The following is a 25,334-nucleotide window of genomic DNA, read 5'->3' on the forward strand; positions in this document are numbered from 1 at the left end:
ATATGTTCATTCTTTACCAAATTATTGCATCTAAGAATAATTATTGTGTAGGATTTTGAGTCAATGTTCCTGGATAAGAGTTAATGGCATCTTGTGGAATATAGTACACGACTCGGAAATCCGTTGGGGAAATATCCTCAAACTGTTTGTGAGGACCAGGATAGTGGCGTGTCAATGCTTTTCCATTACGGAAAACATCATAGCTCCGTTCTGCCTGATAGGCAAGTTCCAGTTGACGCTCTTTATCAATACGTGCCCCAGCATTAGACTCATCCAGATCCGTATATCCTGCGCCCTCAATTGAACGCTCTCTTATTGTATTGAGATCGATCAATGCATCACCATATTTACCCAACTTGGCGTATGCTTCGGCACGATTTAGATAAACTTCACCCAAACGGCTAATGACGGGAGAATGCAAATGAGATTCTTCACCTTCTAATGACGCTTTGATAATATAGAACTGAGGATATACACGGTTAAGAGTAATGTAATTGTCTATAACACCTTCATAAGTTTTACCGTCCTTATAGAGGATAGAGTAAATTTCTTGACTGGCATCAATAGGGGTCAATGTGTAACTATCTGAACCTTCCGTTGCAGTAATTATGCTGCCGTTACGAGTAATATTCGCTTGTACGTAGTTTAACACATCGCCATCATCTTCCTTAATAAAACGGAACACTTCAGTATAAGCTCCAGTATTCGCATTTTTAGAGTAGGTAGGTTGGATAAATGCGGCACGCGCATCCACCATATGAAAACTGTCTGAACGCCAATCATTACGACCAGTTTCGTCTAAAAGTTCCAGGTATTTGGCACTGGCATACATTTCTCCCCAGCCCATGCCTCCTAGATTGGCGTACATACCGCCAACGCCGTAATAATGGTCATAACCTGAAAACTCAGATGCTACTCGCTTTATAGCAAATATAGTTTCTGCATTGTTCTCTGGAATAAACGTATTGTACTTCATAAATTGCGCTCTTGGCAATAAGGAATACTTTCCAGAATTGATCACTTTATTAGCGTAGTCAACAGAAAGCTGAGCATATTCAGTATTAGGTGACGTGTAGGTGCCACTCATATAAAGATAAATTCGAGACAACATGGCCTGAGCTGCTTCTTTTGATGCGTAGATAGAAGATTTATCCAAAGTCATTAATGCTTCGGCTTTCTTCAAATCGGCAATGGCTTGCTCATAGCTTTGTTTTACCGTTGCACGATCATCAAGGTTCATATTGAGAACATCATCAGGAGTCCCATTTACGATTGGCACGCCCAAGTTTGTTTCTGGGTCTTGATAATAAGGTCTCCCAAATGCACGGGTCAAGTAAAAATACATCATTCCACGTACGTAATATGATTCTCCAATCTTATTATCAATCTCAGCACTTTGTCCTTCACCAATCATATCAATAATATTAGAAGCTTGTGCTATCGCTTTATATCCTGAATCCCAAAACTGAGTCAGTCGATAATTATTTGGTGTACGAGCGTAGGAGATAAACTCGTAGAAGGCATCTGTTGACGATCCACGAATCATCATGTTGTCTCCTGCGTACTCACCCATTCGGTGCATAGGATCTGACCAAGATTTTAGTTGGGCATACATCCCGTTAAGCAAGGCATCGAGAGAAGCATCAGGGTCACCGACAATAGTCTGTGAATCCATGCTTCCGTGAGGCAAGCGGTCGATATCACACGCAGTGAATGTTGCCGCGACCAATATGGCTATAAATATTTTTTTCATGGTGTTTATTTTTAAAATTGTAAGTTTAGTCCAAGCATAAATTTACGCGTGGTGGGATATACCGCAGGTCCTGTGGACCCCATAACGGCACCGTCAATAGCTGGAATTTCTGGATCTACACCGGAGTATTTAGTGATGACAAACAGATTCTCTCCAGACAAAGAGATGCGTAAGTTGTCAACCTTAAGATGGCTTAAGTCAATATTGTAACCCAAAGTCAAAGAACGTAACTTTAAAAAATCATTCTTTTCTAAATAACGTGTGGATGTTGCATTGCCCTTATCTTGGTTATTATATCTCGCAATTGGATGCGTCGCAATATCACCTGGTTTTTCCCAACGGCTCCATTCTGGTCTTAAACGCATCTGGTTACGATCTGTATAAGTTCCGTCTGAATCGTATTCCTGTCTTGAGTAGTTGTAAATTTTTCCACCTAAGGCATAACCGAATACGGCGTTAAAATCGAATTTCTTATAATTCAATGCTGTCGAAAAACCTCCAAAAAGATCAGGCGAGACTTTTCCTGTTTTTTCAAACGTTGCTTGCGAATAGTTGGAAGTTGTTTCACGTGACAGCTCATTGCCATCCGCGTCTCTATTCACTACATACCACATTGGTAATCCGTTATCAGGATTGACACCAGCCCATTCTTTCAGATAATACGTGTCCACTGGACGACCTGGTTCTAACATACGCTGTGCAGAACCGGCAATTCCCAGTCCATCACCAACTATAATTGGTCTCACTACATAATTACCACTGGCATCTTTCGTTTTGTACAGTTTTGTTAATTTATTGGAATTATGGCCTAAGTTCAAATCCAAACTCCAAGTTAACTCTTGATTACGTATAATATCGCCACCCACGGAAACCTCAATACCTTTATTCTCCATTTCACCAATATTCTGCCAAATGCTTGTTACACCTGTCAAACCAGTGATAGGAACTCGGTACAAAATATTATCAGTGTTTTTTTCATATAAATCAACGGTTAATCTGGCGCGGTTGTTCAAGATACTTGCGTCAATCCCTATACCACTGGTATATGTCTTTTCCCAAGTCAGATCTTTATTACCGATTTGACTGATCAATGCTCCAGGATTCTGGTTATAGCTGGCACCACTGGATACGGCATATAAGTCATACTGCGGATACAAAGCACTAGGACGATTTCCTACGGAACCGTAGGAAGCTCGAATTTTCAAGGCATCTACCCAGTCAGCTTTAAACCATTCTTCGTGGTTAATATTCCATCCACCACTCACGGAGAAGAAGTTACCATACTTGGCATTGTCACCAAAATTGGAAGCTCCATCTCTACGGAAAGAAACCTGGCCCATATATTTATTGTCATAAGCATAATTGGCGTTGAAAAGAACAGACTGAACAGCCCATTCGCTGATACCACCCTTTGTACGCTCTGGAATGGCAACCACGTCCAAAACTTCAAAACCAGGAATAAATCCGGTACCCGATGCATCTAAAGATTCGCCACGATAATCATTGAATTCATAAGCTATCAAACCATTAACATCGTGCTTGTCCCAAGTTTTATTGAAACGTAAAATCTGGTTAGTGTACATGCGTGTATAATCTGATCGGTATTCCGAAATACGCCCGCCTACACTTTCACCGCCGCTTGAGCGAGGATCTGTATAACCACTCGATTTATACGTATTATAACGAATGTTGTTGACAGAAGAGAACGTCAACCAATCGGTCAACCTGACGTCAAAATCCATATTCCCCATAAACTCATAGTTTTTGCTAGCACCATGGTTCCATTGAAGATCATACAGGTAATTAGTGCTGGCACTATTGACCCAACTGCTAGAACGATGTCCCACCAAGCTTCCATCTTCATTGTAAGGACTGTCCCATGGCAGGTTGGAATACATAGCCGTTGTTGAATACTGACGGTCATCTACATCGCGCATGGAACCAGTAATTGCAGGTTTTATGGTCAACCAATCCAAAGGTTTGTATTCCGTTTTGAAACGGAAATTGTAACGTTTATAATCATAACCTTTAACTGCACCTTCTTCATCATATAATCCAAGGGACATAAAAGAACGCAAGGTCTCGGTACCTCCTTGAATAGACACGTTGTATGTACGGGTCAAGCCCGTTTTTGTGGCCAAATCCCACCAATCGAAATTGCTGTTGCGCAAATCGGCATTCCATCGTGGAAATGAAATTTGATCAGCATTGGAAAACGAAGCGTAATAATCGTACAATTCTGCACCGTTCATCATATTTGTGTTTCCGTTATTTAGCGTGCTAATACCTACTTTAGAAGAAAGACTTACTGTAGTTTTTCCAATTTTAGCTCTCTTGGTTGTCACTACAATGACACCGTTAGCTCCTTGAGACCCATAAATGGATGTGGAAGCAGCATCCTTAAGAATCGTCATTGTCTCAATATCGTCCGGGTTTAATTCGCCTGCACTTGATCCTACGATGACACCGTCAATAACCCAAAGTGGACTTGTTGTTCCACTTAAAGTGGCCTGCCCACGAATCACCACAGCACCTCGTGATCCAGGTTGACCTGACCCTGAAGCAACATAAACCCCAGGTGCTTTTCCATTAAGCATATTTTCTACTGAAGGGGTTGTAACATCCCTTAAATCATCTCCTTTAACTGTATTCAATGCGCCTGTTAAACTCTCTCTCTTTTGAGAACTGTATCCTACAACAACAACCTCATCCAAACTGGCAATATCTTCTTCCAAGCTTATACTTATTGACGTCCTCCCATTGACCTGTACCTCTTGAGTCACAAATCCCATAAAGGACACGACTAGAATCGCATCACTACTAACATTTATGGTAAAATTTCCATCAAAATCAGATGCAGTTCCATTGGAAGTTCCCTTTTCTATAACAGTTGCCCCTGGAACAGATATCCCAGTACTGGCTTCAGTTATCGTTCCTTTTACCTCAATGATCGATTGCTGTGCATAGACAGACCCAACAAACAAGGATAAGATAAAGGCTGATAATAGTTTCTTCATAAGTTCTATTTTAAGTTTATTTTCATTTTTAAAAAAGTTCAATGTATTCTTTTGCTCTTCTAATATGTATCCTTCATCCAATTATAAGGTTTGCGCTTTACCCACATCCCTCTTGTAAAATCAGGAATTTCCTGAGGCGCTCCATTATTTTCTATAGAGGCTTCCGAGAGCGGTGTAATTGCACTCCATGCCGCGGCATCATAGGCATCCATTGGAGGAGCTAACTTCTCCTTGGCAGATTCAATAAACGAATGCATCACAAAAAAGTCCATCCCGCCATGACCAGCTCCTGTGGCGTGTTCTCCGTACTTTTTCCACAAAGGATGGTCATACTTCTTGAGCCATTCATCGGCATCATCCCATCGGTGTGGTTTTGATTTGCCTTCTACATAGATCCGGTTACCATCATCTTCCCATAAACCATTGGCGCCTTGAACTCTAAATCCTAAAGAATAAGGCCTTGGTAAGTTAACGTCGTGGGTAATGATAATGGTTTCACCATTAGTAGTTTCAACAGTCGTGGTAATCACATCGCCTTGTTTGAATTTCAACTTGGCGTTGGGATGGTCCTTGCCACCATGCTCAACGATATAATTGTGCAACCCGATACCTTTTGAAGCATTTGAAGTTAAGGACATTAAGCGGTTACCTCTGTTGATATCACACATGACCGCAATAGGGCCTAATCCGTGTGTTGGATAAACATCAGCGTTTCTTAACAGTGAATGTTGGGTTCGCCATGCAGATTCAGAAATTCCTTTCTCTCCAAATTCGACACCTTTGCCGTAAGCGGTTTTACCGTCATTAAACTTAACCCCACGTAAATCGTGTTGATATCCACATCTAAAATGGACCAACTCACCAAAAACATTCTGTTTCACCATATTTAATACGGCGAGAACATCTCTGCGGTAATTCACATTTTCAAGGATCATGAGGTGCGATCCCGTAGCTTCGTGTGTGTTCACCAAATCCCAACACTCTTCCAATGTATTGGCTGCGGATACTTCCAAGCCTGTATATTTTCCAGCTCTCATGGAATCGACCGCCATTCGGGTGTGCCATAGCCATGGTGTAGAGATAACAACGGCATCAACCTCCTTTAAATTCAGAAGATTCAAATAATCGAGATCATTTTTACTGAATACCTGAGGTTTCGCAAATCCAGCATCCTTGATCATTTTAAGGGCAATGTCAATCCTCGCTGGATCGATATCGCATATTGCCGTAATTTCCGTATCTTTTCTGAGCAATGCATTGTTTAAATGATTAACGCCTCTAAGGCCAACTCCTATAAACGCCAATTTTAATTTTTGATCAGCCGAACCTAACATGGCGCCAAAGGACATATTAGGAAGCATCATTAAACCCGCGCCGGCCAACGCTGTTTTTTTGACAAAATCTCTTCTTGAACTCATATTTTGAAATCGTTAATGTTTCGTTAAATAATCTTATTCCCAAATGTGATACAATACTTATATAATACGGTAGAGATTTTAGGCGTTTGTGAGGAATATTTTTTAAGTGATTAAATATTTCTCCTATTTGACGAAATTTTACCTTTTGATTTGGCAATCCACTATGCGACAGGTCCTCTGGCATATTTATTATTAATATATTTACCATAATTAAGCAGCGCACTTTAGTAGTTATCCATAATATCGATCTATTCCAGAAAAGAGCCCTAAAACCCAAGATTTGACCTATGTACAGTTTGAAGCCACATTCATTTACATTCTTTTTATTCTTATTACTTGTTATTTCCACACAGGCCCAGCACCATGTCAATTTCACGCATTTGGCTCCTTCGTCGGATAACAAGGCCATTGTTGTAAGTAAAATCATTCAAGATACTTTTGGCAATATCTGGATGGTGCAGAGAGGTGATATTTACATTTATGACGGCTATAACTACAGGCTCATCAACAACGCTCAAATTTTCCCAAACTCCCAACTTTATGAGTCGATAAAAGACATTTTTAGGGATGATTTCGAAAATATCTGGTTATTATCTACAGAAGGCTCACTAACAAGATACAACTCTAAAAACGGTGATTTTAAGGACCTAACATCCATGATTAAACATGAAAAAATAAGCGTTATCACCTCAAAAAATAATGAAACCTGGATAGCCACAACCAAAGGCAGCTTATTCAAGTATGCTAATTCCAAAATGGACAGCATTACGTCCTTTCCTGAATTGGCCAATCCGTTAAAAGACATTGTAGATATTTCGTTGGGACCGAACAAAGATGTGTTTTTAAGCACATCAGATGGGAACGTTATGACCTATTCAATATCCACCCAAAAGAAAGAATATCTGGTGGCACCATTCAATAATTATCCAGAAAGTTTAAGATTATTGACAGATAATTACAACAGACTATGGATTGGATCCGAAACAAAAGGCCTTTTTTTATATGATATCAGTTCTAAACAATTTATTCAAGATTCCTTTTTCAAAGGCAATACACATCATATTAAAAATGAAATGTTCTTGAATCTCTACGAGGATTCTAATAATTTTTTATGGGCAGGAACTGATGGTGGAGGATTGTACAAAGTAAATTTATCTACAGGTGAGGTACTTTTGTTTACCAAACAAGTAAACAGTGAAGCCTCTTTAAGCAGCAATACTATTTTAGATATTTATGAAGATAATCACAAAAACATCTGGATCACACCCAACTACGGCAACTTGAACATCTTGCCTAATGCAGATAACAATATCAATTATCACGAAGGGTCCGAGAATTTTACTCCCACTAGAATATTGAGCATTTATAAAAGCTCTGATGGGATCCTATGGGCCGGAACTGATGGCTCAGGTCTTACCAAAATTACGTTCAACGGAGATGGAGATACTAATGAGAAGCAATTTTTTAAAGATTCTGATACCAATAAAGGGTTTTATATCCAAAGCATTGCAGAAGACAACAGAGGCAATCTATGGATTGGCACGTATAAGAATGGTTTATGGTTTTACAATTCCAAAAAGAATGAATTTAGGGAAATCCCAGTGTTAAACGCAAAAAACCAAAAAGCATCTGATGTTCGAACCCTATATAAGGACAGCAAAGGCAGGGTCTGGGTAGGCTCGAATACCTGTCTGAATATCTATTCAGACAATTTGGAACTTCTGGCCTCTTTTGAGAGCAATGAGAATGGATTGAATGGTACTATTGTTGAAAGCATGATGGAAACTCAAAACGGCGACTTGTGGCTTGGTATTTATGAAGGAGGATTATTTCAATTTAATGAAAACCATAATCAATTAAAGGCTTCAACATTTCTGGACTTTTCCATTCTAAACGATCAAATGGATCGATTGAGAAGCGTAAAATCCATCTCAGAAGGTTCCTACAACAGCTTATGGCTTATAAATAATTCGGGGAAACTATTGAAATACGATACCAAAAAGAATTTATTTTCGTCATTTGAGGACATTAAGACGCTTTCAAGTCGGTCTTTGGCTGCGGTCATCAATACCGAAAATGATAATTTATGGATAAGCTCCAACAATGGAATTGTCAATTTCAACACCAGAGATTCCATCATAAAAACCTATTATATCACAGATGGCCTTCAGGACAATATATTTTTGTCGCGAAGCGCTTTTAAGGATCGCAAAGGACTGGTGTATTTTGGGGGATCCAAAGGTTTTAATTATTTCTATCCTAAAGATCTCAACAAAAAAGAGTCGCAGCCCAAGCTGCAAATCAATGGGATAGAGGTGCTTAACCAACCCGTCGAAGTGTTATTGCCAGAACAAGTTGATAAGGGCATGGCCAATGTAAATTCATTGCACCTTAAATACAACCAGTCCTCATTTTCTTTCCGATTTGCCGCTATTGACAATATATTATATCCTAAATATTTTTACGCCTATCGCTTAAAAGGCTTTGACGACGATTGGATCTATAATCATCAGGATCGTTTAGCAACCTATACCAACATCCCTGCCGGCAACTATACATTTGAGGTGAAGGCAGGCACAAGGGACGACATTTGGGACATTCCTGCGAAAAGCATATACATCTCTATTGAACAACCATTTTGGAACAAGCCCATTGCTTGGTTTCTATATGCATGCCTCTTTGTTTTAGGAGTTTTTGGTGTCAGACGCTGGTATGCCTTAAAAAAGAAATTGTTCTTGGAAAAGATAAGTCATCAGAATCAAAGTGAATTGCACAATTTAAAAATGAACTTTTTTGCTAAAATGTCTCATGAAATTCAAACGCCACTCACCTTAATATTAGGGCCAATTCAAGATATGATCCATAACGCCGAAAAAAGTGGAAATCTTCTTTTAAAACAACGTCTTAATATTATCGCCTACAACACTAAGCGTCTTTCAAAAATTGCCTACGAGCTAACCTTGGTTAGAAACAAGGAACTGGACCAATTAAGGCTCATGGTTACAAAATCCAATTTATACAAAAACATTGAACAGATAGCCCAATCATTTAAGGAATTAGCAAGACAAAAAAATATAGATTTTACGATTAACTGCCCTAAAAATTTAACTGAAGCATGGTATGATAGAGAAAAACTGGAACATATCATATACAACCTGCTTTCCAACGCTTTTAAATTCACCCCAAAAGAAGGAAACATCATACTGACCGTTACCCCTATCAATTCAAAAAAAATGGTGCGCCTTTCGGTGACTGACTCAGGTCCAGGGGTTTCAGAGGAAGAACTGAACACCATCTTTGAGCTTTTTTATCAGTCCAATATTGGAAAGAAAAACAAAGGCACCGGGATCGGTTTGGCGCTTACAAAAGAATTGATTGACTTGCATAAAGGTAAAATCGAAGTAGAATCCTCAGCCGTTAGCGGCACGACATTTACGATTACTTTTCCCATACATGAATCCGCCTATTCGGATACAGAAAGAATTATTTGCGATCTGGAGGAGGACTCCACACAACCCATAACAGAAAAGGAGCCAAGTGCATCTAAGATGAAGGAGCTGAACATCATGAAAAAAACTATTCTTATAGTGGAAGACACTTTGGATTTGCAATTGTTTTTGAAAGATCTTCTTCAAGAGCAGTACAATGTCATTTTAGCTGAAAACGGAAACGAAGGCTATCATTATGCTAAAAGTAACATTCCCGACTTGATAATAAGTGATATCATGATGCCAGAACTCGACGGTATCGAAATGTGCAAGAAACTACAAGACGAACCACTTACCCAGCATATTCCAATAATTCTATTGACTGCCAAAAACTCCACCCATTCTAAAATAGAGGGGCTAAAATCAGGGGCTATAGAATACATCAACAAGCCTTTCAATACGAATGAATTACTATTGAAAATCCAAAACATTCTTATTGCCAAAGAGCATATTATCACAAAATATCGCAAAGAAGCTATTTCAAGACCAGAAGTAACATTAGAAAAATCGCAAGACGAAATTTTTCTTGAAAATCTAGTCGCCAATATCAACTTAAGATTGGAAGATGCCAGTTTCAAAATGGAAGAGTTGGCTGCACCATTAAACATGAGCTATTCAACTATCTACAGAAAATGTCAAGCGTTAACAGGCCATACTTTAGTAGATTTTGTAAGAATATTGCGATTAAAAAAAGCAGCAGTATTAATTACCAAGAATGGGTATACGATTTCTGAAACAGCATTTATGACAGGATTTAATGATCCTAAGTATTTTTCAAAATGTTTTAAAAAACAGTTTAAAAAGAGTCCATTGAACTTTAAAAATGAGGCGGAAAAAATTGGCATTGATGAGTATTTAAACAAGCATGAAGTAGGGGCTTTTGTGTAGATATTATTATAAGATGAACTGTGGATCAAGGAGTCGAAGCATTTAGTCTAACCCATTTTGTTTTAAGCAAATCTATAATTATCAACCCTGATATCCTGGCAATTATCTAAGCAATCGTCAATCTATAAACATTGGTTTCTCTTTGCACAAACCCTAACTTTCGATATAAATTATTGGCAGCAACCCTGTCCGGACTGGAAGTGAGGTTAATACTTTTTATGTTTTTGTTCCTGACATATGCAATGGAAAACTCCATCAATTTCACACCAACACCTTTACCTCTGGCCGACTTATCTACCACGACATCTTCTATCCAAATTTTATCACCTGTTGGTATTTTATTAAATACCAAAGTCAATGTACCCAATATGTCATTATCCTCTTCTGCTATAAAAAGCAATGTCGTTCCGGAATTGACAATAGCCTCTAAGTCCTTTTTTGTGGGCAAGGCACAGTCTGGAGCAAGTTGAGGAATTAATCTCCTAAATGCATCCAATACCTGGTCGGTTACGGTAGTTAGTTTATAAATCTTCATAGTAACAAATTTAAGAATTTATTTGATTCTTATTCTTCATTAAAATTTGAATCCATAATACTATGCAAGACAGTCAACTACACCAAGCCGGTGGATAGATTTGAGCAATTCGGAAAACTCTCCCACAGATTAACATCTATATTTTAATTAATTTAGACAAAAAAAAAAAAAAAAAAAAAAAAAACAATGCCAGAACTACCAGAAGTCGAAGGTTATAAGGTTTATATAGACAACACTTCACTGCACAAAAGAATTACCGCATTTGAATGTCGCGATGTCCGATTGCTCAAAGCCTCACTCGCGGATTTTGAAAAGCATCTGATCAATCAAGAACTGACCGAAACACAGCGTATCGGAAAGTATTTATTCATAAAAACTTCGGGCCAAAAAATACTCGTCATCCATTTCGGAATGACCGGTCGTCCCAATTATTATAAAGAAAAAGAAGACCGCCCAAAATTTGGACATATTGTGCTCACCTTTGAAAATGGTTTCCATTTTGCCTTCGAGAACAAGCGCAAATTTGGCTGGTGGGACTTGACAGACTCCATTGCAGATTACAAAGTAGCTCGCAACCTCAGCGATGATGCAAGGGACCTCACTTTAGAAGATTTCAAAGCGTCACTGCGCAAGCGGAAAACGTTCATCAAAGCAGTAGTCATGGATCAAAGTGTGGCGGCTGGCGTCGGCAATTGGATGGCGGATGACATCTTATACCAATCCAAAATACATCCTGAGCAAAAAGTACAAGACCTCTCCGAAAAGGATATCGAAACCATTTTTAAAGCCATGAGACACGTTATAGAAGTGGCGATTGAAAACGACGCCCACCATCCTGATTTTCCAGAAGAATTTTTAATCCATAACAGAAAAGAAGGCGCAACTTGTTTTCATACCGGCACTGAGATCCAGAAAATAAAAGTGGGTGGCAGATCCACGTATTTTTCTCCAGGATGGCAAATATTGAAATAAAAAACTTACCAAATCCAATTTTAATTCACCTGAAGTTAATGGATAGTGCAGAAGTTAAGCCTCTTCTTTTTTGCGATTAGGAAACATCAAACTAAACAGATATCCGAACACGAAACAAGAAGCAACTCCAAAAAAGGAATACATTAAAAAGCTGATGTCTGTATAGACGCTGATATACCATATTAAAAGCGCACTCACTACCAGCCCCATTAAGGTACCTTTTGCATTTGCTCTTTTGGTGAGCATTCCCAAAAGGAACATGCCTCCCAATCCTCCTGTAAAAAGTCCCAAGAAGCGATAAAACTGGTCCCAAAGCGATTTGATTTCAGAACTTGCCATCCACAGGGCTAAAAGCACACCAAAAACACCAGTCACCATAGTGGCTACCCTCGCAATTCGCAACAATTTAAGATCATTTACTTTTGGTCGGAAATGTAAATGGAAATCGTTGCAATAGGCTGTTGAAACCGAATTCAAACTACTGCTTATACTCGACATTGCTGCCGAAAATATACCTGCTACCAACAAGCCTGAAACACCTACAGGTAACTCCCTTACGATATACCACGGAAAGATTGAGTCGTTGTTGGAAATGGCTGGCGAGAGCTTGTTGGGCATCTCAGAATAAAATATAAACAACAAGGTTCCAATTCCAAAAAAGATAATGGTTGCCGGTAATGTCAAGACCGCATTGGTATATAAAGTTTTTTGGGAATCCTTGACACTGGAGCTGGTCAAATACCGTTGAACAATGGTTTGATCAGTCCCTTGCGTGACCATCGCCGAGGCAAGACCACCAATAAAAACGACCCAAAACGTGGACTCGGTAAAATTAAGATCCATATTGGCAATATTGAATTTATCCCGATCTGAAGCATAAGTAATCATATCGCCAAAAGAGGTTTCTGTATGCAGCATAATCCACACCACCGCCAGGACACTACCTCCAAGAAGCACGATCACTTGCATGACATCGGTCCAAATTACCGCTTCAATCCCTCCAAAAGTCGTGTAAAAGATGCACAGTAGGCCCATAATTAATATACTGGTCTCCACTGGGATTCCGGTGACAATGGAAATGGCCAAAGATGGCAATAGCAATACAATGCCGATGCGCCCTAATTGAAATAAGATAAAAGATAAACTTCCAAAAGCACGCGCGGTATAATTGAAACGGTCCTCAAGGTATTCATAGGCCGTTTTTATTTTTAGTTTATTAAAAAATGGGATGAACACAAAGGCAATAACAGGGGTGATGAGGATTGCGGTTATATTCAGAAAAAAGAAAGACCAATCAGTTACAAAAGCTTTGGCAGGAATGGCCATAAAGGTGATGGCACTTAACAGCGTTCCAAACACACTTAAGCCCGACGCCCACCAAGGAATACGTCCACCACCCACAAAATAATCTTCGGTGGATTTCTGCTTACGTGCAAAATAGAGACCAATCAGGACCGAAATCAGTAAATATAAAGCGAGAACACTATAGTTAAGAACCCCGAAAGGATGTGCGGCATCAGCAATTTTAAAGCTTTGCACTCCCGAGGTACGAACACCAGGAGACACCTCTCCAGATACAATAATGAAATCGTCGTTATTTTTAAAAGCGAGAGTAGTAACAGGTATTTGAGAAGCTAATGTTGCATATACAAACCACTTCTTGGTAATCGTATTGTATCCCAATATGTCTTTAGAAAATCCAGGGTGATTATTCAAGATCTCATCACGTCTGGAAGTCAATTCATTTTTTATGCTGTCGGTGGGCTCTGCAGCCAATTCCAAACCAATGGTTTCCAATTCATCAAAAAGTATGGCGTCACTACCACCGTAAACCATTATATGCATGGAGCCCATTACTTCTGCCGATGCGCCCATCAACACCCTCGGCGCACCTTTTATGAGCAGCTCACCTTCCTCTGCCCAGGAATGCCTTTTAAAGTCGTAAGACAAATATGTTGTCAGTGTCTTTGACTTCTGACCTGCAATTTCATTTCTTCCCCCAATAACGAATAGCTTTTTATTGGTCTGTGTTTCTTGAACAGCTGTCGCATGAAGTGCTCTCGGACTCCCAGGAAAATCCGATAGTTTCTCCCACTGTTGCTGACCCTTTAACGATAACCTATAAAACGAATTGGTGCTACCAGCAGCATTATTCCCTCCAACCACATACACTGCATCTTCATACAGGACAGCTGAAGAAAATGCTAAAGGCTCAGGGAGATTCGGATATTCAGTAAAATCCACCTCCTTCGTCGCACTATTATAAGCCATCAGGAAAACCTGATCGCTTATAAGATTTTCATTATTACCACCAATACACAAAACGCCCTGCGGAATTGACACGGACGCCGAATAACCCAACGGCATTGGTAATTTTTTTGAGGATAACCGCCATTGGCCATTCTCAAAAATAAAAATGGCATCACTCCATACTTTTTTTCCGCCTTCCCAAGGTAATCCTTCTGGAAAATTTGCGCCTCCAGCCGCTAAAAGCACACCATTATGCCCGCCTCCCAACATTCCAGCATATCCAATGGATGCCGTTGCTGCATTTTCTGCAGGTAAACTGGGAAGATCTGCGAGTTCTAATTTGGAAATTTCTTGACCAAACGATTGTATCCAGGTAAAAATAATGACTAATAAAAGTGCCGATTTTTGAATTTTCTTCATATTTGGAAAATTTACTTATAAATATTACTTCTTTGTTCGGATACCAGTTAAATTTCACTCAAATTTGCTTGTCATATTATCAATCAAAATGGCACCTAAAGACATTGTCAAAAAATATGGCTAAATATAATAAAATAGAATTAATTGTATTATGTATTACATATTAATTTATAAATTTGCTTTGCACTCCGTTTTAACTTTTCTAATAGCTTAAAAAAAACCGCCATATCTAACAGAGCGTAAATCATTATTGGATAATAAATATTGTTATGAAAAAATTACTTCTGTTTTCATTTTTGATCTTAGCCTATCATGCTTCATTTTCGCAAGCAGAGATTACTGAGCACGAAATTAAAGATCATATCCTGTTTTTAGCTTCCGAAAAAAATGCAGGTCGGTATCCAGGCACCAAAGCCAATCGCGCTGTTGTTAAGTACATCGTCAAGGATTTCAAAAAGCAAGGCCTTCTTCCTTTCGCTAAAAACTACAAACAGAAATTCAAGGCCCGTTTACGGGTTGAAAAAGGCCAACCTGAAAAACCGCTCGCCAAAACCTGCAATGTTGTTGCTTATCAAGAAGGCAACGATCCTATCTTAAAAAACGAATACATTATTTTAGGTGCCCATTATGACCACTTAGGAATGGGTGGACCTTCCTCAAAATCAGATAAGAAAAACACAATTCATTACGGTGCCGATGACAATGCCAGTGGCACCGCCACCCTATTGGAAATCGCCGAGAAAGTCGCGGTTAACAAAAGTCAGTTAAAACGGAGTATCATTTTTATCGCTTTCGGTGCTGAAGAACAGGGGTTATTGGGAAGTCAATACTTTGTGGACAACCCGTTAGTTCCTCTTTCACAGATTAAACTGATGATCAACATGGACATGGTAGGCCGATTGAATACCGATAACCATGTGTATATGAATGGTGCGGGAACCTTCCCGGGAGGCGTAGAGTTCATGCAGAATTTAGGTGAATCCTTAAGCTTAACTCCAATAGTCCATGCTGGATCAGTGGGAGGCTCAGACCACGTGTCGTTTTTTAAGAAAGATATTTCCGTCCTTGGCGTTCACACGGGTGCACACCCAGAATATCATCGGCCAGAAGATACGGCCGATTTGATCAATGTTCCAGGACAAAAACAAGTAAGCGATTATATTTACAAAGCTTTAATGACTTTTGCATCCACCGATTATAAAATGGGATTTATCCCACAAGATTAATATTGCCATCAATTTGGAAGAATTCAAAGTAGACTCCTAAAGGAAAAATGCATCCACCCTTGTGGAGCTGTTATCCGTCGAAATGATTTCAGAAACCACGTATAAGTTTATACATTTTCAGATTGATTTTTTGTAAAAACAAAGTTTGTCAACTATTATTTATACCATCCATGAGAGTTATTTTATTTACTTTAATCGCACTTTTTACGCTGAGTAGTTGCACAGAAAAAACCAGATCTTTTACGGCATCTGAAATAGCCATTCTTCCAAAACCTTCATCTTTAGAATTAAATGAAGGCTCCTTTGCGATCAAAGACGGACAACAAATTTTCGCAAATCTTGAAGAACAGAAATCGGCTGCGGCAGATCTTCAAGCTTATATTACCGATACTTCAGGTTTTAAAACCTCTGTAGTTGAAAACTATGGCGCTTCCATCAGTTTTGAAAAAAATGAGGATTTAGCTCCAGAATCGTATAAATTAATAGTTTCACCTAAAAAAACAAGCATTTTAGCCAACGATGCCGCAGGTTATTTTTATGGGGTGCAAACCTTGAAACAATTGATCTCCATTGAGACTTCAGAAGATTCGCAAAACAAAACTTATTTGGTGCCATCAGTTAACATTACGGATAGTCCGCGATTTAAATGGCGCGCCTATATGTTGGACGAGTCCCGCTATTTTCATGGCGAGGAATTCGTAAAGCAAATGCTTGATCAAATGGCCTTATTAAAAATGAACACCTTCCATTGGCATTTGATTGACGATGCTGGATGGCGTATTGAGATTAAAAAATACCCACTTTTGACCGAGGTTGGTGCCTTTCGTGCCGATAGTGAAATTGAAACTTGGAACAGTGGAAAAACTTCGGGAGAGCCACACGGCGGATTCTACACCCAAGAGCAGATCAAAGATATTGTTGCTTATGCGGCAGACCGAAACATTACTATCGTTCCGGAATTTGAAATGCCAGGACACTCCAGTGCTGCCATTGCGGCTTATACTTGGCTGGGCACTGCAGGGGAAGCTATTGAGGTTCCGGTGAAATTTGGACGTTTGTACGACAACTACGATGTTACAAAACCAGAAGTTGTCACCTTTATTAAAGACGTTTTAGACGAATTATTTGTGTTGTTTCCATCTGAAGTCATCCATATTGGAGGCGATGAAGTGGGTTATGAAGTTTGGGAGAAATCGGCTTCTGTTCAAAAATACATGAGAGAGCATCATATTAAGTCACCTGCCGATCTTCAAATCAACTTCACCAACAAAATTTCAAAATATATTGAAGATAACGGCCGACGCATGATGGGTTGGAACGAAATTTTAGGCAAGAACATCCATGCTGATTTTGAGGAAAAGAAAGACGACCAAGAAGCAGAAACCGAACTGGCGAAGAACGCCATCGTTCATTTCTGGAAAGGCGATCTGGAATTATTGACCGAAGCTGCGAAAAACGGGTATGCCATTGTAAACTCGCTGCACAACAGAACCTATTTGGATTATAGCTATGAGTCCATACCTTTGGAAAAAGCCTATAACTTTGACCCTATTCCTGAAGGTTTGGATGCACAATACCACAATAATATCTACGGCACAGGCTGCCAAATGTGGAGCGAGTGGACGCCAACCAATGCGGATGTTGAACGGCAAACGTTTCCAAGAATTGCGGCTTATGCTGAAGTAGGCTGGACCGAATTGGAAAACAAAGATTACGACAGCTTTAAAATCGCACTTAAAAAAATGCAAAAACATTGGGATGATTTAGGTATCAATTATTTTAAGGATTATGCTGGACTTGAACCTGAACTCAAAGCGAGGCAAGAAACTGAAAGCAATTAATTCCACAAATTAGCTGGGAATCAACTTTTAAACTGTCAATTTCCAGACCTGTCAGGTTTCTAAAACCTGACAGGTCTCATTAAAAGAGTTGTGAAGATTAGTGTAATTAATGTAATTCATGTCTAAAAAATTGTAGAAATTAATACGAAAACCGTCAAGGCTGAACGAACAGAAAATTAAGGATTTCAACGTCTTAAAAAATGAAAAAATGAAAAATTTCTCATCGCTATTAATGCTATTACTCATTCTTAATAGCTGCGAAACCACAAAAACAAGATCTTTTACAGAAGAGGAAATCTCCATAGTTCCGAAACCTTCTGAAATGCTAATTAAAGAGGGTAGCTTCAGATTTACAGAAGACACAAAGATTTCTGTCGAGAATGACACGCAAAAACCCGCCGCCAAATACTTATCCGATTTATTCGAAAATGCTGCCGGGTATCCATTGTCGATAATAGATACGCGAGAAGATAGAGGAATTGTTTTAGTAAATGACGATGCCATTACAAGTGAAGCGTACACTTTGGAGGTCACTCCAAAAAAAATCACCATTAAAGCCAGTGATCCTGCTGGCTATTTTTACGGCGTGCAAACCTTACGTCAACTTCTTCCACCAAGTATCGAAACCAAAAACAGCAAAGAACAGAATTGGGTGATTCCGAGCATTCAAATTACAGACTCACCACGTTTTTCTTGGCGTGGGATGCACATGGATTTCAGCCGCCATTTTTTCAGTCTTGATGAAGTGAAAACCTTTTTGGACTATATGGCACTTTATAAGCTGAACACCTACCACATGCATCTCACCGATGATCAAGGCTGGCGTATTGAAATCAAAAAATACCCGTTATTGACCGAAAAAGGCGCTTGGCGTGTGGAAAGTTCCCATGACATCGCCTGCAACGAATTGGCAAAAACGGATCCTTCCTATATTATTGACGAACGACACTATCACAATCGTGATGGACAAAAAATGTACGGGGGTTTCTTTACCCAGGACGAAATCAAAGAAATCATTGCCTATGCTGCAGAACGTCAAATTGAAGTGATTCCCGAAATAGATATGCCTGGACATTTTAAATCGGCCATTGATAATTATCCTTATTTATCCTGTACTGACGAAGCCGGATGGGGCGAACTTTTCTCAACTCCAGCCTGTTTAGGAAAAGAAACGACCTATGAATTCACCAAGAATATTCTATCGGAAATAGCAGAACTGTTCCCGTCAGAATATATTCATATTGGCGGTGACGAAGTGAATATCCAATCCTGGAAGGAATGTCCGTTATGTCAGAAGGTTATTAAGGACAACAACTTAAAGGATGAACATGAATTGCAATCCTTTTTCAACAGAGAGATTGAAGTCTTCTTAAAGTCAAAAGGCAAACGCTTGATGGGTTGGGATGAAATTGTTGAAGGCGGACTATCCAAAGACGCGACGATGATGTGGTGGCGCAATTGAGCTCCGACCATGAGAGATATTGCGGCAAACAATGGCAACGACATGGTACTCACGCCGTGTTTTGAATACTATTTTGATGCCCAGCATGATGTGACACCATTTGAAAAAGTGTATAACTACGAGCCTATTCCTGAAGAATTCACTAAAGATCAGGCTAAACATATTTTAGGAATTCAAGCCAATTTATGGTCGGAAATGATTCCCAATTTTAAACGTTTGCAATATATGGCCTTCCCGAGGATGTTGGCTTTGGCAGAAACCGCGTGGACTTCAAAAGACCAAAAAGATCATGAGGACTTCCAAAAAAGAATGCTGCTTCAATACGACCGATTGGATGCCTTGGATATCAAATACCACATTCCATCCGTGTCGGGCTTTAAGGACAAAGTTGCATTTCTGGACAAAGCGACTGTTGAACTGCACGCGCCATTGGAAGGCATGGAGATCTATTACACAACGGATGGCAGTGTACCTACCAAGGAATCCAACAAATATACAGACGCACTGGAATTCACAGAAACAGTCACTTTAAATACGATTGCTTATAGAGGCGACATTGACAGTGACACGCGATCAGCCATAATAGAAAAGCAAACTTATTTAGAACCTGTAGAAATCAGTCCAAATGCGGGAAGTATCAAACGATGGGCGGGTGTTAAACAATTTTCTGTCGTGGATGATATTGTTTTACCAAACAAGGCCATGTTCACCTCAGTAAATAATATTGATTTTACTGGTCATGATGGCAAAGAACATGTGTCCATGGTGTTCAAAGGCTATTTTTATGCAGAGGAAGACGGGTTGTTTGAATTCGCCACAAAATCTGATGATGGTAGCTTGTTGTATATAGGTGATAAGTTCGTCGTGGATAATGGCGGCAACCATTCGGCAATGGAAAAAAACGGCATGGTGGCACTTAAAAAAGGATGGCATCCGTTGACTATAAAATATCACGAAGCGACCGGAGGCGGATCATTAGATGTTTGGTACACCGCTCCAAACGGTGATAAGAAAGTTTTAAAAGGGCCTGCTATTGGGGAGTAAATGATTGAAAAAATTCAAAATCAAAATTCAAAATTCCAAATTCCAAATCAAAATTCCAAATTTGTCATCAGATAAACAAATACAAAAACAAAATTTGAAAACAAGAATGAAACTAATCATTAAATTCTTATTCGCTTTTTCAATTCTAATGACCCTCGGTTGTCAGAATGCCAACAAAGACTTTACCATAGCTCAAACCTACGAAGAGCCCCAAGACCCTTCGCCCAGTACCGATGAGAATTGGGCTGCTCTTCCCAACGGATTACAAGCTTCGGTCACCTCAACGGACATCCGTTTTATAAGAAGCGAAATCCCGAAAATAGAACAGCAAAACACCTGGTCAGGAACTGCATGGAAAGGTGAACGGACTTCTGCACAAGTCGTTCTTTGGAGTAAAGATTCTTTGACCGAAGTCAATACGAAGTTTTCCGAATTTAAGTCGGATTCCGGCGAAACCTTACCATCGGAGATTGCCAAAATAAATTTTGTAAAATACGTGATTACCGATGAATATGCCGAGGGCTGTGGCTACAGAAAACCAGAAGACTATGCCGCCTCGTTGGCTGCAGATGCTTTAGATCCTATAACATCTTATGCTATTAAAGAACAAGAAACACGACCAATTTGGATCACTATCGACGTCCCAGCGAATGCCAAAGCAGGGATTTATAAGAGTACTTTCACCATAGATATTAAAGGACAGGACACCAAAACCATGGACTTTTCCATCCGCGTGATTGATAAAGTATTGCCACCGGCATCCGATTGGAAATTCCATTTGGACTTATGGCAAAACCCTTATGCTGTAGCACGATTTCATGACGTTGAACCATGGTCAAATGAGCACTGGGATTTATTAAAACCTATCATGAAACGTCTTGCAGATGCGGGCCAGAAAGTGATTACCGTATCTCTCAACAAAAGGCCTTGGGGCGGACAGACTTTTGATCAATTTGAAGCAATGATCGAATGGCGTAAAAAGGCTGATGGCACTTGGACCTACGATTACACGATTTTTGATAACTGGGTGCAAATGATGATGGATCTTGGCGTTAAAAATCAGATCAGTTGTTATTCTATGGTGCCGTGGGGCAATGAATTCTACTATTTTGATGAAGCTGAAAATAAAGAAGTAAAAATAAAAGCCGCTCCCGGAACTGAAGCTTATAACGAGCTATGGATTCCGTTTTTGGATCAATTTAAAACGCATTTGGAGCAAAAAGGCTGGAATACCATTACAAGAATCGCCATGGACGAACGGAGTCCAACAGAAATGAAGGCCATGTTGCAATTGCTCAATGCCCATGCCCCGGAATTTGGTGTCTCTTTTGCCGACAACCATAAAAGTTACAAACTTTATCCCAATGAATTAAAGGACATGTCCGTCGCATTTGGAGACCCTGTTGATGAAGCCGATTTGGTCATAAGAAGAGAAAATGGCTATATCAGCACCTATTATGTTTCCTGTGCAGATGACTTCCCAAATACCTTTACCTTCTCGGCTCCGGCAGAAGCCACATTTATCGGTTGGTACACTATGGCCGCCGACTTTGATGGTTTTTTACGATGGTCCTATAATAGCTGGACCGAAAATCCGCTGCAAGATTCCCGTTTCATCACTTGGCCTGCTGGCGATACCTACATTGTATATCCTGACAATAGAAGCTCCATTCGTTTTGAAAGGCTAAGAGAAGGTATTCAAGATGCCGAGAAAATTAGGATTCTGAGAAAGGAATTATTAGATAGAAAGCTATTGGATGAACTACATCATTTAGATTTAGTCATCGCTCAATTCAACATCACTTCAAAATCCAAAAATTTAGAAGACATGCTCAATGATGCAAAAAACACTTTGAATATTTTAGCAGAAAAACTTAATTAAATACGAGGTTCCAAAAGGATTAAAGAACCTTACTAACACCAATATTGCCGTGATTAAAACACAAAAATTGACAAGTAGTACTATTATTATGAAGATTTTATTTTCTGGATTATTCTTATTGATGACCTATTTTGGCTTTGCACAAAATTCAGACATCAATCCTACGTTTAAACAAACCATAATTTCTAATTATATTGACACGCCCACTCATTTTAAATTAAAGCAAAAAAACGTTGATGAAACTACCCAAAATTTACTCTCCGATTTTTTTAATGAGGACAACACTTCCAATAAGGGTTTTACGGTTACGGTAGGAGACATCAATGATCGATTCCATAGAAAATTCCTGGAAAAAGTACCTCAAAGCCCAGAAGGCTATTTTATTAATAGCAGCAATAAAAAGATTACGGTTATAGGCAGAGATGCACGTGGCACTTATTACGGTGTAAAAACGTTGATAGAACTTTTAGAATCAGACAAATTCCCACAAGGCGAAATTATTGATTTTCCTGATGTCCTTGCGCGAGGTGTGGTAGAAGGGTTTTATGGCACGCCCTGGAGTTTTGAACACCGCATACGTCAAATCGATTTTTATGGGCAAAACAAATTGAACACCTATATTTATGGACCAAAAGACGATCCTTACCATAGCTCTCCAAATTGGAGAAAACCTTATCCCGAAGATGAAGCCGTCCAATTAAAAAAGCTGATCGATAGAGCAGCATTGAACCATGTCGATTTCGTTTGGGCCGTTCATCCTGGAAAAGATATCCAATGGAATGATGAAGACCGCACGGCCCTACTCCATAAATTTGAACTCATGTACGATTTGGGCATTCGTTCCTACGCCATCTTTTTTGATGACATTTCAGGAGAAGGCACCAACCCAACACAACAGGCTGGCCTATTGAACTTCATACACAACAACTTTGTAACCGTCAAAAAGGATGTCAAGCCATTAATCATGTGCCCTACCGAATACAACAAAGGCTGGTCCAAACCCGAAGGTGGCTATTTAGAAACCTTAGGAAAAGAACTGGATCCTTCCATCAGGATTATGTGGACGGGCAACACTGTCGTGTCGGATATTGACCAAGAAACGATGGATTGGATCAACGCCAAAATTCAGCATAAGGCCTTTATATGGTGGAATTTTCCTGTGTCTGATTACGTGAGAAATCATTTGCTTTTAGGCCCAACCTACGGCAATGGCAAAGATATCGCCGATGATGTTTCAGGTTTTGTTGCCAACCCAATGGAACATGCCGAAGCGTCTAAAATCGCTATTTATGGTGTAGCTGATTACACTTGGAATATGGCGGCATATCAACCAGATAAAAATTGGTTGACAGCCTTAAAAGTAGTCATGCCCGAAAGCTATAGAGCTCTCGAGATTTTTGCAAGCCACAATAGCGATTTGGGTCCGAATGGCCATAAATACAGACGTGATGAATCTGTCAACTTTGCACCACAAGCGGATGCATTCCTGAGAGACCTTGAAGCCAATCAACAAATTGACAATTTTGAAACCGTCCGAAAGGAGTTCCAAGCGATGGTGGAAGCCTCCTATATTTTATTGAACAGTAAAGATAATCCAGTGCTTTTGGATGAGATCCGCCCGTGGGTAAAACAGTTCCAACTCCTTGGACAATCAGGTCTTGCCATGTTGAATATGTACACGGCATTACAAGAAAAACAAACGGACGATTTTGAAAGAAGTTATCAAGCACTCAAAGCTATTAAGGCAAAAATGTATGTAATAGACCGTACCGAAAACCAGAACCCATACCAACCTGGAATTAAAACTGGCACTTTAGTGGTTTCACCACTAATCGATAAAGGGTTTGCATACTTAACCAAAGCCTATAACCAAGCCTTTCACAAAAATTTAGAAGTAGAAGCCAATTATAATCCGCATCAATTATTCACAAATATTGAGCAGTTAAAAAATCAGCCGATCACATTAAGGGATAGAACGTTGGCGTTGAATCCGCCGTTGGAAGTGCTCCGTTTAGAGCCACAATCTTATTTTGGTTTTGAATTGCAGGATGTAGCGCAGGCAAAAAATATATCCTACAAACTCTCGCCAGCTGCAGTTTACGAGCATTTGGTGCTTGAGGTTTCAACAGATGGCGCCGAGTGGACTTCTGTAAAAACGGAAGTTAAAGATGATGCTATAAAAGCTAATATCAATAGAGAAGTTAAGTTTATAAGAATCATGAACACCTCAGGGGACATAGTAGAAGCTAAACTTGAGCATTTTACTGTTATGTTGAAGTAGCGAGATAAGTTTCACGGGGTTTATATTAAAAAAGTCAAAGCTACACACGTAGTTTTGACTTTTTTTGATGTAATCATCCTAATTTCACGATAATCCCCAACCTCGCTATGGCGTCAGAAAATTTTCCAGTCGGCTATAAATTCCTTCATCTAATAACGCGCTCATTTAAAACAATAGCTATATTAGAGACATGATTATCTAAAATTCCGAATTTATGACTAAATGTTTTTCATTCAATAAACAACGTGGGAATAGCATCATTTTATTGGTTTTTATATCAAGCTTTCTGACGTCCTGTCAAGATAAGGCTGTCCATGGGAATTCACTTCAAGACCATTCTTTAACTAAAGAGGAAAGACTCGATTTGTTTTTAGAATCGCCTATTACGATTAATACCGGCGCTAACGAACAGCGATTAAACATGATCAAATTTCATAAGAGCTATATCTTAAATGATAACCCACATTTTAATGCGGATAGTGACTCTATTAGTAAGGCATCTTCAAACAGCTATGTTATCCTAGATGGTTCGCATTTTGACAAAGAACAAGATTCCTTAATTCGATTGGCTTCAAATTCGGATGTGATTGAGATTTTAAAAAACAAATATGTGGAGCGCATCACCTATATGAGACTGAATTCAAACGACTTACAATTAAATTATGGCATACATATAGGAATGTCTCTGGAGACTTTCACGAAACTGTTCCCATTAACAATTGACGATCACTTTATCGCGTCATATAAGGACAACGACTCTTTTGAAGTGAACTTCATCTTTGATCAAGACAGCAAATTGTTAAAAGAGTTTAACTATTTATCAATAATTGACTGATTATTTATCCATATAGAAATTC

Annotated in this window: 13 protein-coding genes and 1 pseudogene; 9 read left to right on the plus strand and 5 right to left on the minus strand. The window is 39.3% G+C overall.

Features of this window, described 5'->3' with window-relative positions; translation table 11 throughout:
- Positions 1-40: 40 nt before the first annotated feature.
- From G6N06_RS01400 to G6N06_RS01410, 3 genes are read right to left on the minus strand one after another with little or no spacing between them, the layout of a single operon-like run.
- On the minus strand, positions 41-1,753 hold the full coding sequence (locus G6N06_RS01400; RefSeq protein WP_163514259.1) for a RagB/SusD family nutrient uptake outer membrane protein: 1,713 nt from the start codon (positions 1,751-1,753) through the stop codon (positions 41-43).
- A gap of 11 nt (positions 1,754-1,764) precedes the next feature.
- Entirely contained in the window at positions 1,765-4,770 is a 3,006-nt protein-coding gene (locus G6N06_RS01405) for a SusC/RagA family TonB-linked outer membrane protein (RefSeq protein WP_163514260.1), read from the minus strand.
- Positions 4,771-4,829: 59 nt separating this feature from the next.
- Positions 4,830-6,188 (minus strand): Gfo/Idh/MocA family protein, encoded by a 1,359-nt coding sequence (locus G6N06_RS01410; RefSeq protein ID WP_163514261.1) that lies wholly within the window; start codon positions 6,186-6,188, stop codon positions 4,830-4,832.
- Positions 6,189-6,475: 287 nt separating this feature from the next.
- Here G6N06_RS01410 and G6N06_RS01415 point away from each other — a divergent pair, with 287 nt between their 5' ends.
- Positions 6,476-10,564: a two-component regulator propeller domain-containing protein gene (locus tag G6N06_RS01415; protein ID WP_163514262.1), complete on the plus strand. Its 4,089-nt coding sequence runs from the start codon at positions 6,476-6,478 to the stop codon at positions 10,562-10,564.
- Positions 10,565-10,670: 106 nt separating this feature from the next.
- Here G6N06_RS01415 and G6N06_RS01420 read toward each other — a convergent pair whose 3' ends face one another.
- Positions 10,671-11,099 (minus strand): GNAT family N-acetyltransferase, encoded by a 429-nt coding sequence (locus G6N06_RS01420; RefSeq protein ID WP_163514263.1) that lies wholly within the window; start codon positions 11,097-11,099, stop codon positions 10,671-10,673.
- A gap of 186 nt (positions 11,100-11,285) precedes the next feature.
- Here G6N06_RS01420 and G6N06_RS01425 point away from each other — a divergent pair, with 186 nt between their 5' ends.
- Positions 11,286-12,071, plus strand: coding sequence for an Fpg/Nei family DNA glycosylase (locus tag G6N06_RS01425; protein WP_163514264.1), 786 nt, complete (start codon positions 11,286-11,288; stop codon positions 12,069-12,071).
- 54 nt (positions 12,072-12,125) lie between these two features.
- On the opposite strand, the gene G6N06_RS01430 is transcribed toward G6N06_RS01425, so the two are convergent.
- Positions 12,126-14,741, minus strand: a complete 2,616-nt coding sequence (locus G6N06_RS01430) for a sodium:solute symporter family protein (protein ID WP_163514265.1) — start codon at positions 14,739-14,741, stop codon at positions 12,126-12,128.
- A gap of 269 nt (positions 14,742-15,010) precedes the next feature.
- Here G6N06_RS01430 and G6N06_RS01435 point away from each other — a divergent pair, with 269 nt between their 5' ends.
- From G6N06_RS01435 to G6N06_RS01465, 7 genes and pseudogenes are all read left to right on the plus strand, one after another.
- Positions 15,011-15,967, plus strand: a complete 957-nt coding sequence (locus G6N06_RS01435) for a M20/M25/M40 family metallo-hydrolase (RefSeq protein WP_163514266.1) — start codon at positions 15,011-15,013, stop codon at positions 15,965-15,967.
- A gap of 170 nt (positions 15,968-16,137) precedes the next feature.
- Entirely contained in the window at positions 16,138-17,808 is a 1,671-nt protein-coding gene (locus G6N06_RS01440; protein WP_163514267.1) for a beta-N-acetylhexosaminidase, read from the plus strand.
- 232 nt (positions 17,809-18,040) lie between these two features.
- Positions 18,041-19,531: pseudogene (locus tag G6N06_RS01445) on the plus strand (beta-N-acetylhexosaminidase); the annotation flags it as partial.
- Positions 19,532-19,579: 48 nt separating this feature from the next.
- Positions 19,580-20,314 carry a PA14 domain-containing protein gene (locus tag G6N06_RS20090; protein WP_371865794.1) on the plus strand — a complete coding sequence of 245 codons (735 nt, stop codon included), beginning with the start codon at positions 19,580-19,582 and terminating at the stop codon, positions 20,312-20,314.
- A gap of 106 nt (positions 20,315-20,420) precedes the next feature.
- Positions 20,421-22,196: a DUF4091 domain-containing protein gene (locus G6N06_RS01455; protein ID WP_205334702.1), complete on the plus strand. Its 1,776-nt coding sequence runs from the start codon at positions 20,421-20,423 to the stop codon at positions 22,194-22,196.
- 67 nt (positions 22,197-22,263) lie between these two features.
- Positions 22,264-24,477, plus strand: a complete 2,214-nt coding sequence (locus tag G6N06_RS01460; protein WP_240337927.1) for a beta-N-acetylglucosaminidase — start codon at positions 22,264-22,266, stop codon at positions 24,475-24,477.
- A 214-nt stretch (positions 24,478-24,691) separates the two neighbouring features.
- On the plus strand, positions 24,692-25,312 hold the full coding sequence (locus G6N06_RS01465; protein WP_163514271.1) for a hypothetical protein: 621 nt from the start codon (positions 24,692-24,694) through the stop codon (positions 25,310-25,312).
- Positions 25,313-25,334: the final 22 nt, after the last annotated feature.

The organism is Gelidibacter japonicus, assembly GCF_010725055.1.
GTDB classification, from domain to species: Bacteria; Bacteroidota; Bacteroidia; order Flavobacteriales; family Flavobacteriaceae; genus Gelidibacter; species Gelidibacter japonicus.

What these genes read in the sequence shown, in the direction of transcription:
- G6N06_RS01465 (WP_163514271.1), top strand. Translation starts at nt 24,692, where the DNA reads ATGACTAAATGTTTTTCATTCAATAAACAACGTGGGAATAGCATCATT.
- G6N06_RS01425 (WP_163514264.1), top strand. Translation starts at nt 11,286, where the DNA reads ATGCCAGAACTACCAGAAGTCGAAGGTTATAAGGTTTATATAGACAAC.
- G6N06_RS01420 (WP_163514263.1), bottom strand. Translation starts at nt 11,099, where the DNA reads ATGAAGATTTATAAACTAACTACCGTAACCGACCAGGTATTGGATGCA.
- G6N06_RS01435 (WP_163514266.1), top strand. Translation starts at nt 15,011, where the DNA reads ATGAAAAAATTACTTCTGTTTTCATTTTTGATCTTAGCCTATCATGCT.
- G6N06_RS01410 (WP_163514261.1), bottom strand. Translation starts at nt 6,188, where the DNA reads ATGAGTTCAAGAAGAGATTTTGTCAAAAAAACAGCGTTGGCCGGCGCG.
- G6N06_RS20090 (WP_371865794.1), top strand. Translation starts at nt 19,580, where the DNA reads ATGCTGCTTCAATACGACCGATTGGATGCCTTGGATATCAAATACCAC.
- G6N06_RS01405 (WP_163514260.1), bottom strand. Translation starts at nt 4,770, where the DNA reads ATGAAGAAACTATTATCAGCCTTTATCTTATCCTTGTTTGTTGGGTCT.
- G6N06_RS01440 (WP_163514267.1), top strand. Translation starts at nt 16,138, where the DNA reads ATGAGAGTTATTTTATTTACTTTAATCGCACTTTTTACGCTGAGTAGT.
- G6N06_RS01400 (WP_163514259.1), bottom strand. Translation starts at nt 1,753, where the DNA reads ATGAAAAAAATATTTATAGCCATATTGGTCGCGGCAACATTCACTGCG.
- G6N06_RS01430 (WP_163514265.1), bottom strand. Translation starts at nt 14,741, where the DNA reads ATGAAGAAAATTCAAAAATCGGCACTTTTATTAGTCATTATTTTTACC.
- G6N06_RS01455 (WP_205334702.1), top strand. Translation starts at nt 20,421, where the DNA reads ATGAAACTAATCATTAAATTCTTATTCGCTTTTTCAATTCTAATGACC.
- G6N06_RS01415 (WP_163514262.1), top strand. Translation starts at nt 6,476, where the DNA reads ATGTACAGTTTGAAGCCACATTCATTTACATTCTTTTTATTCTTATTA.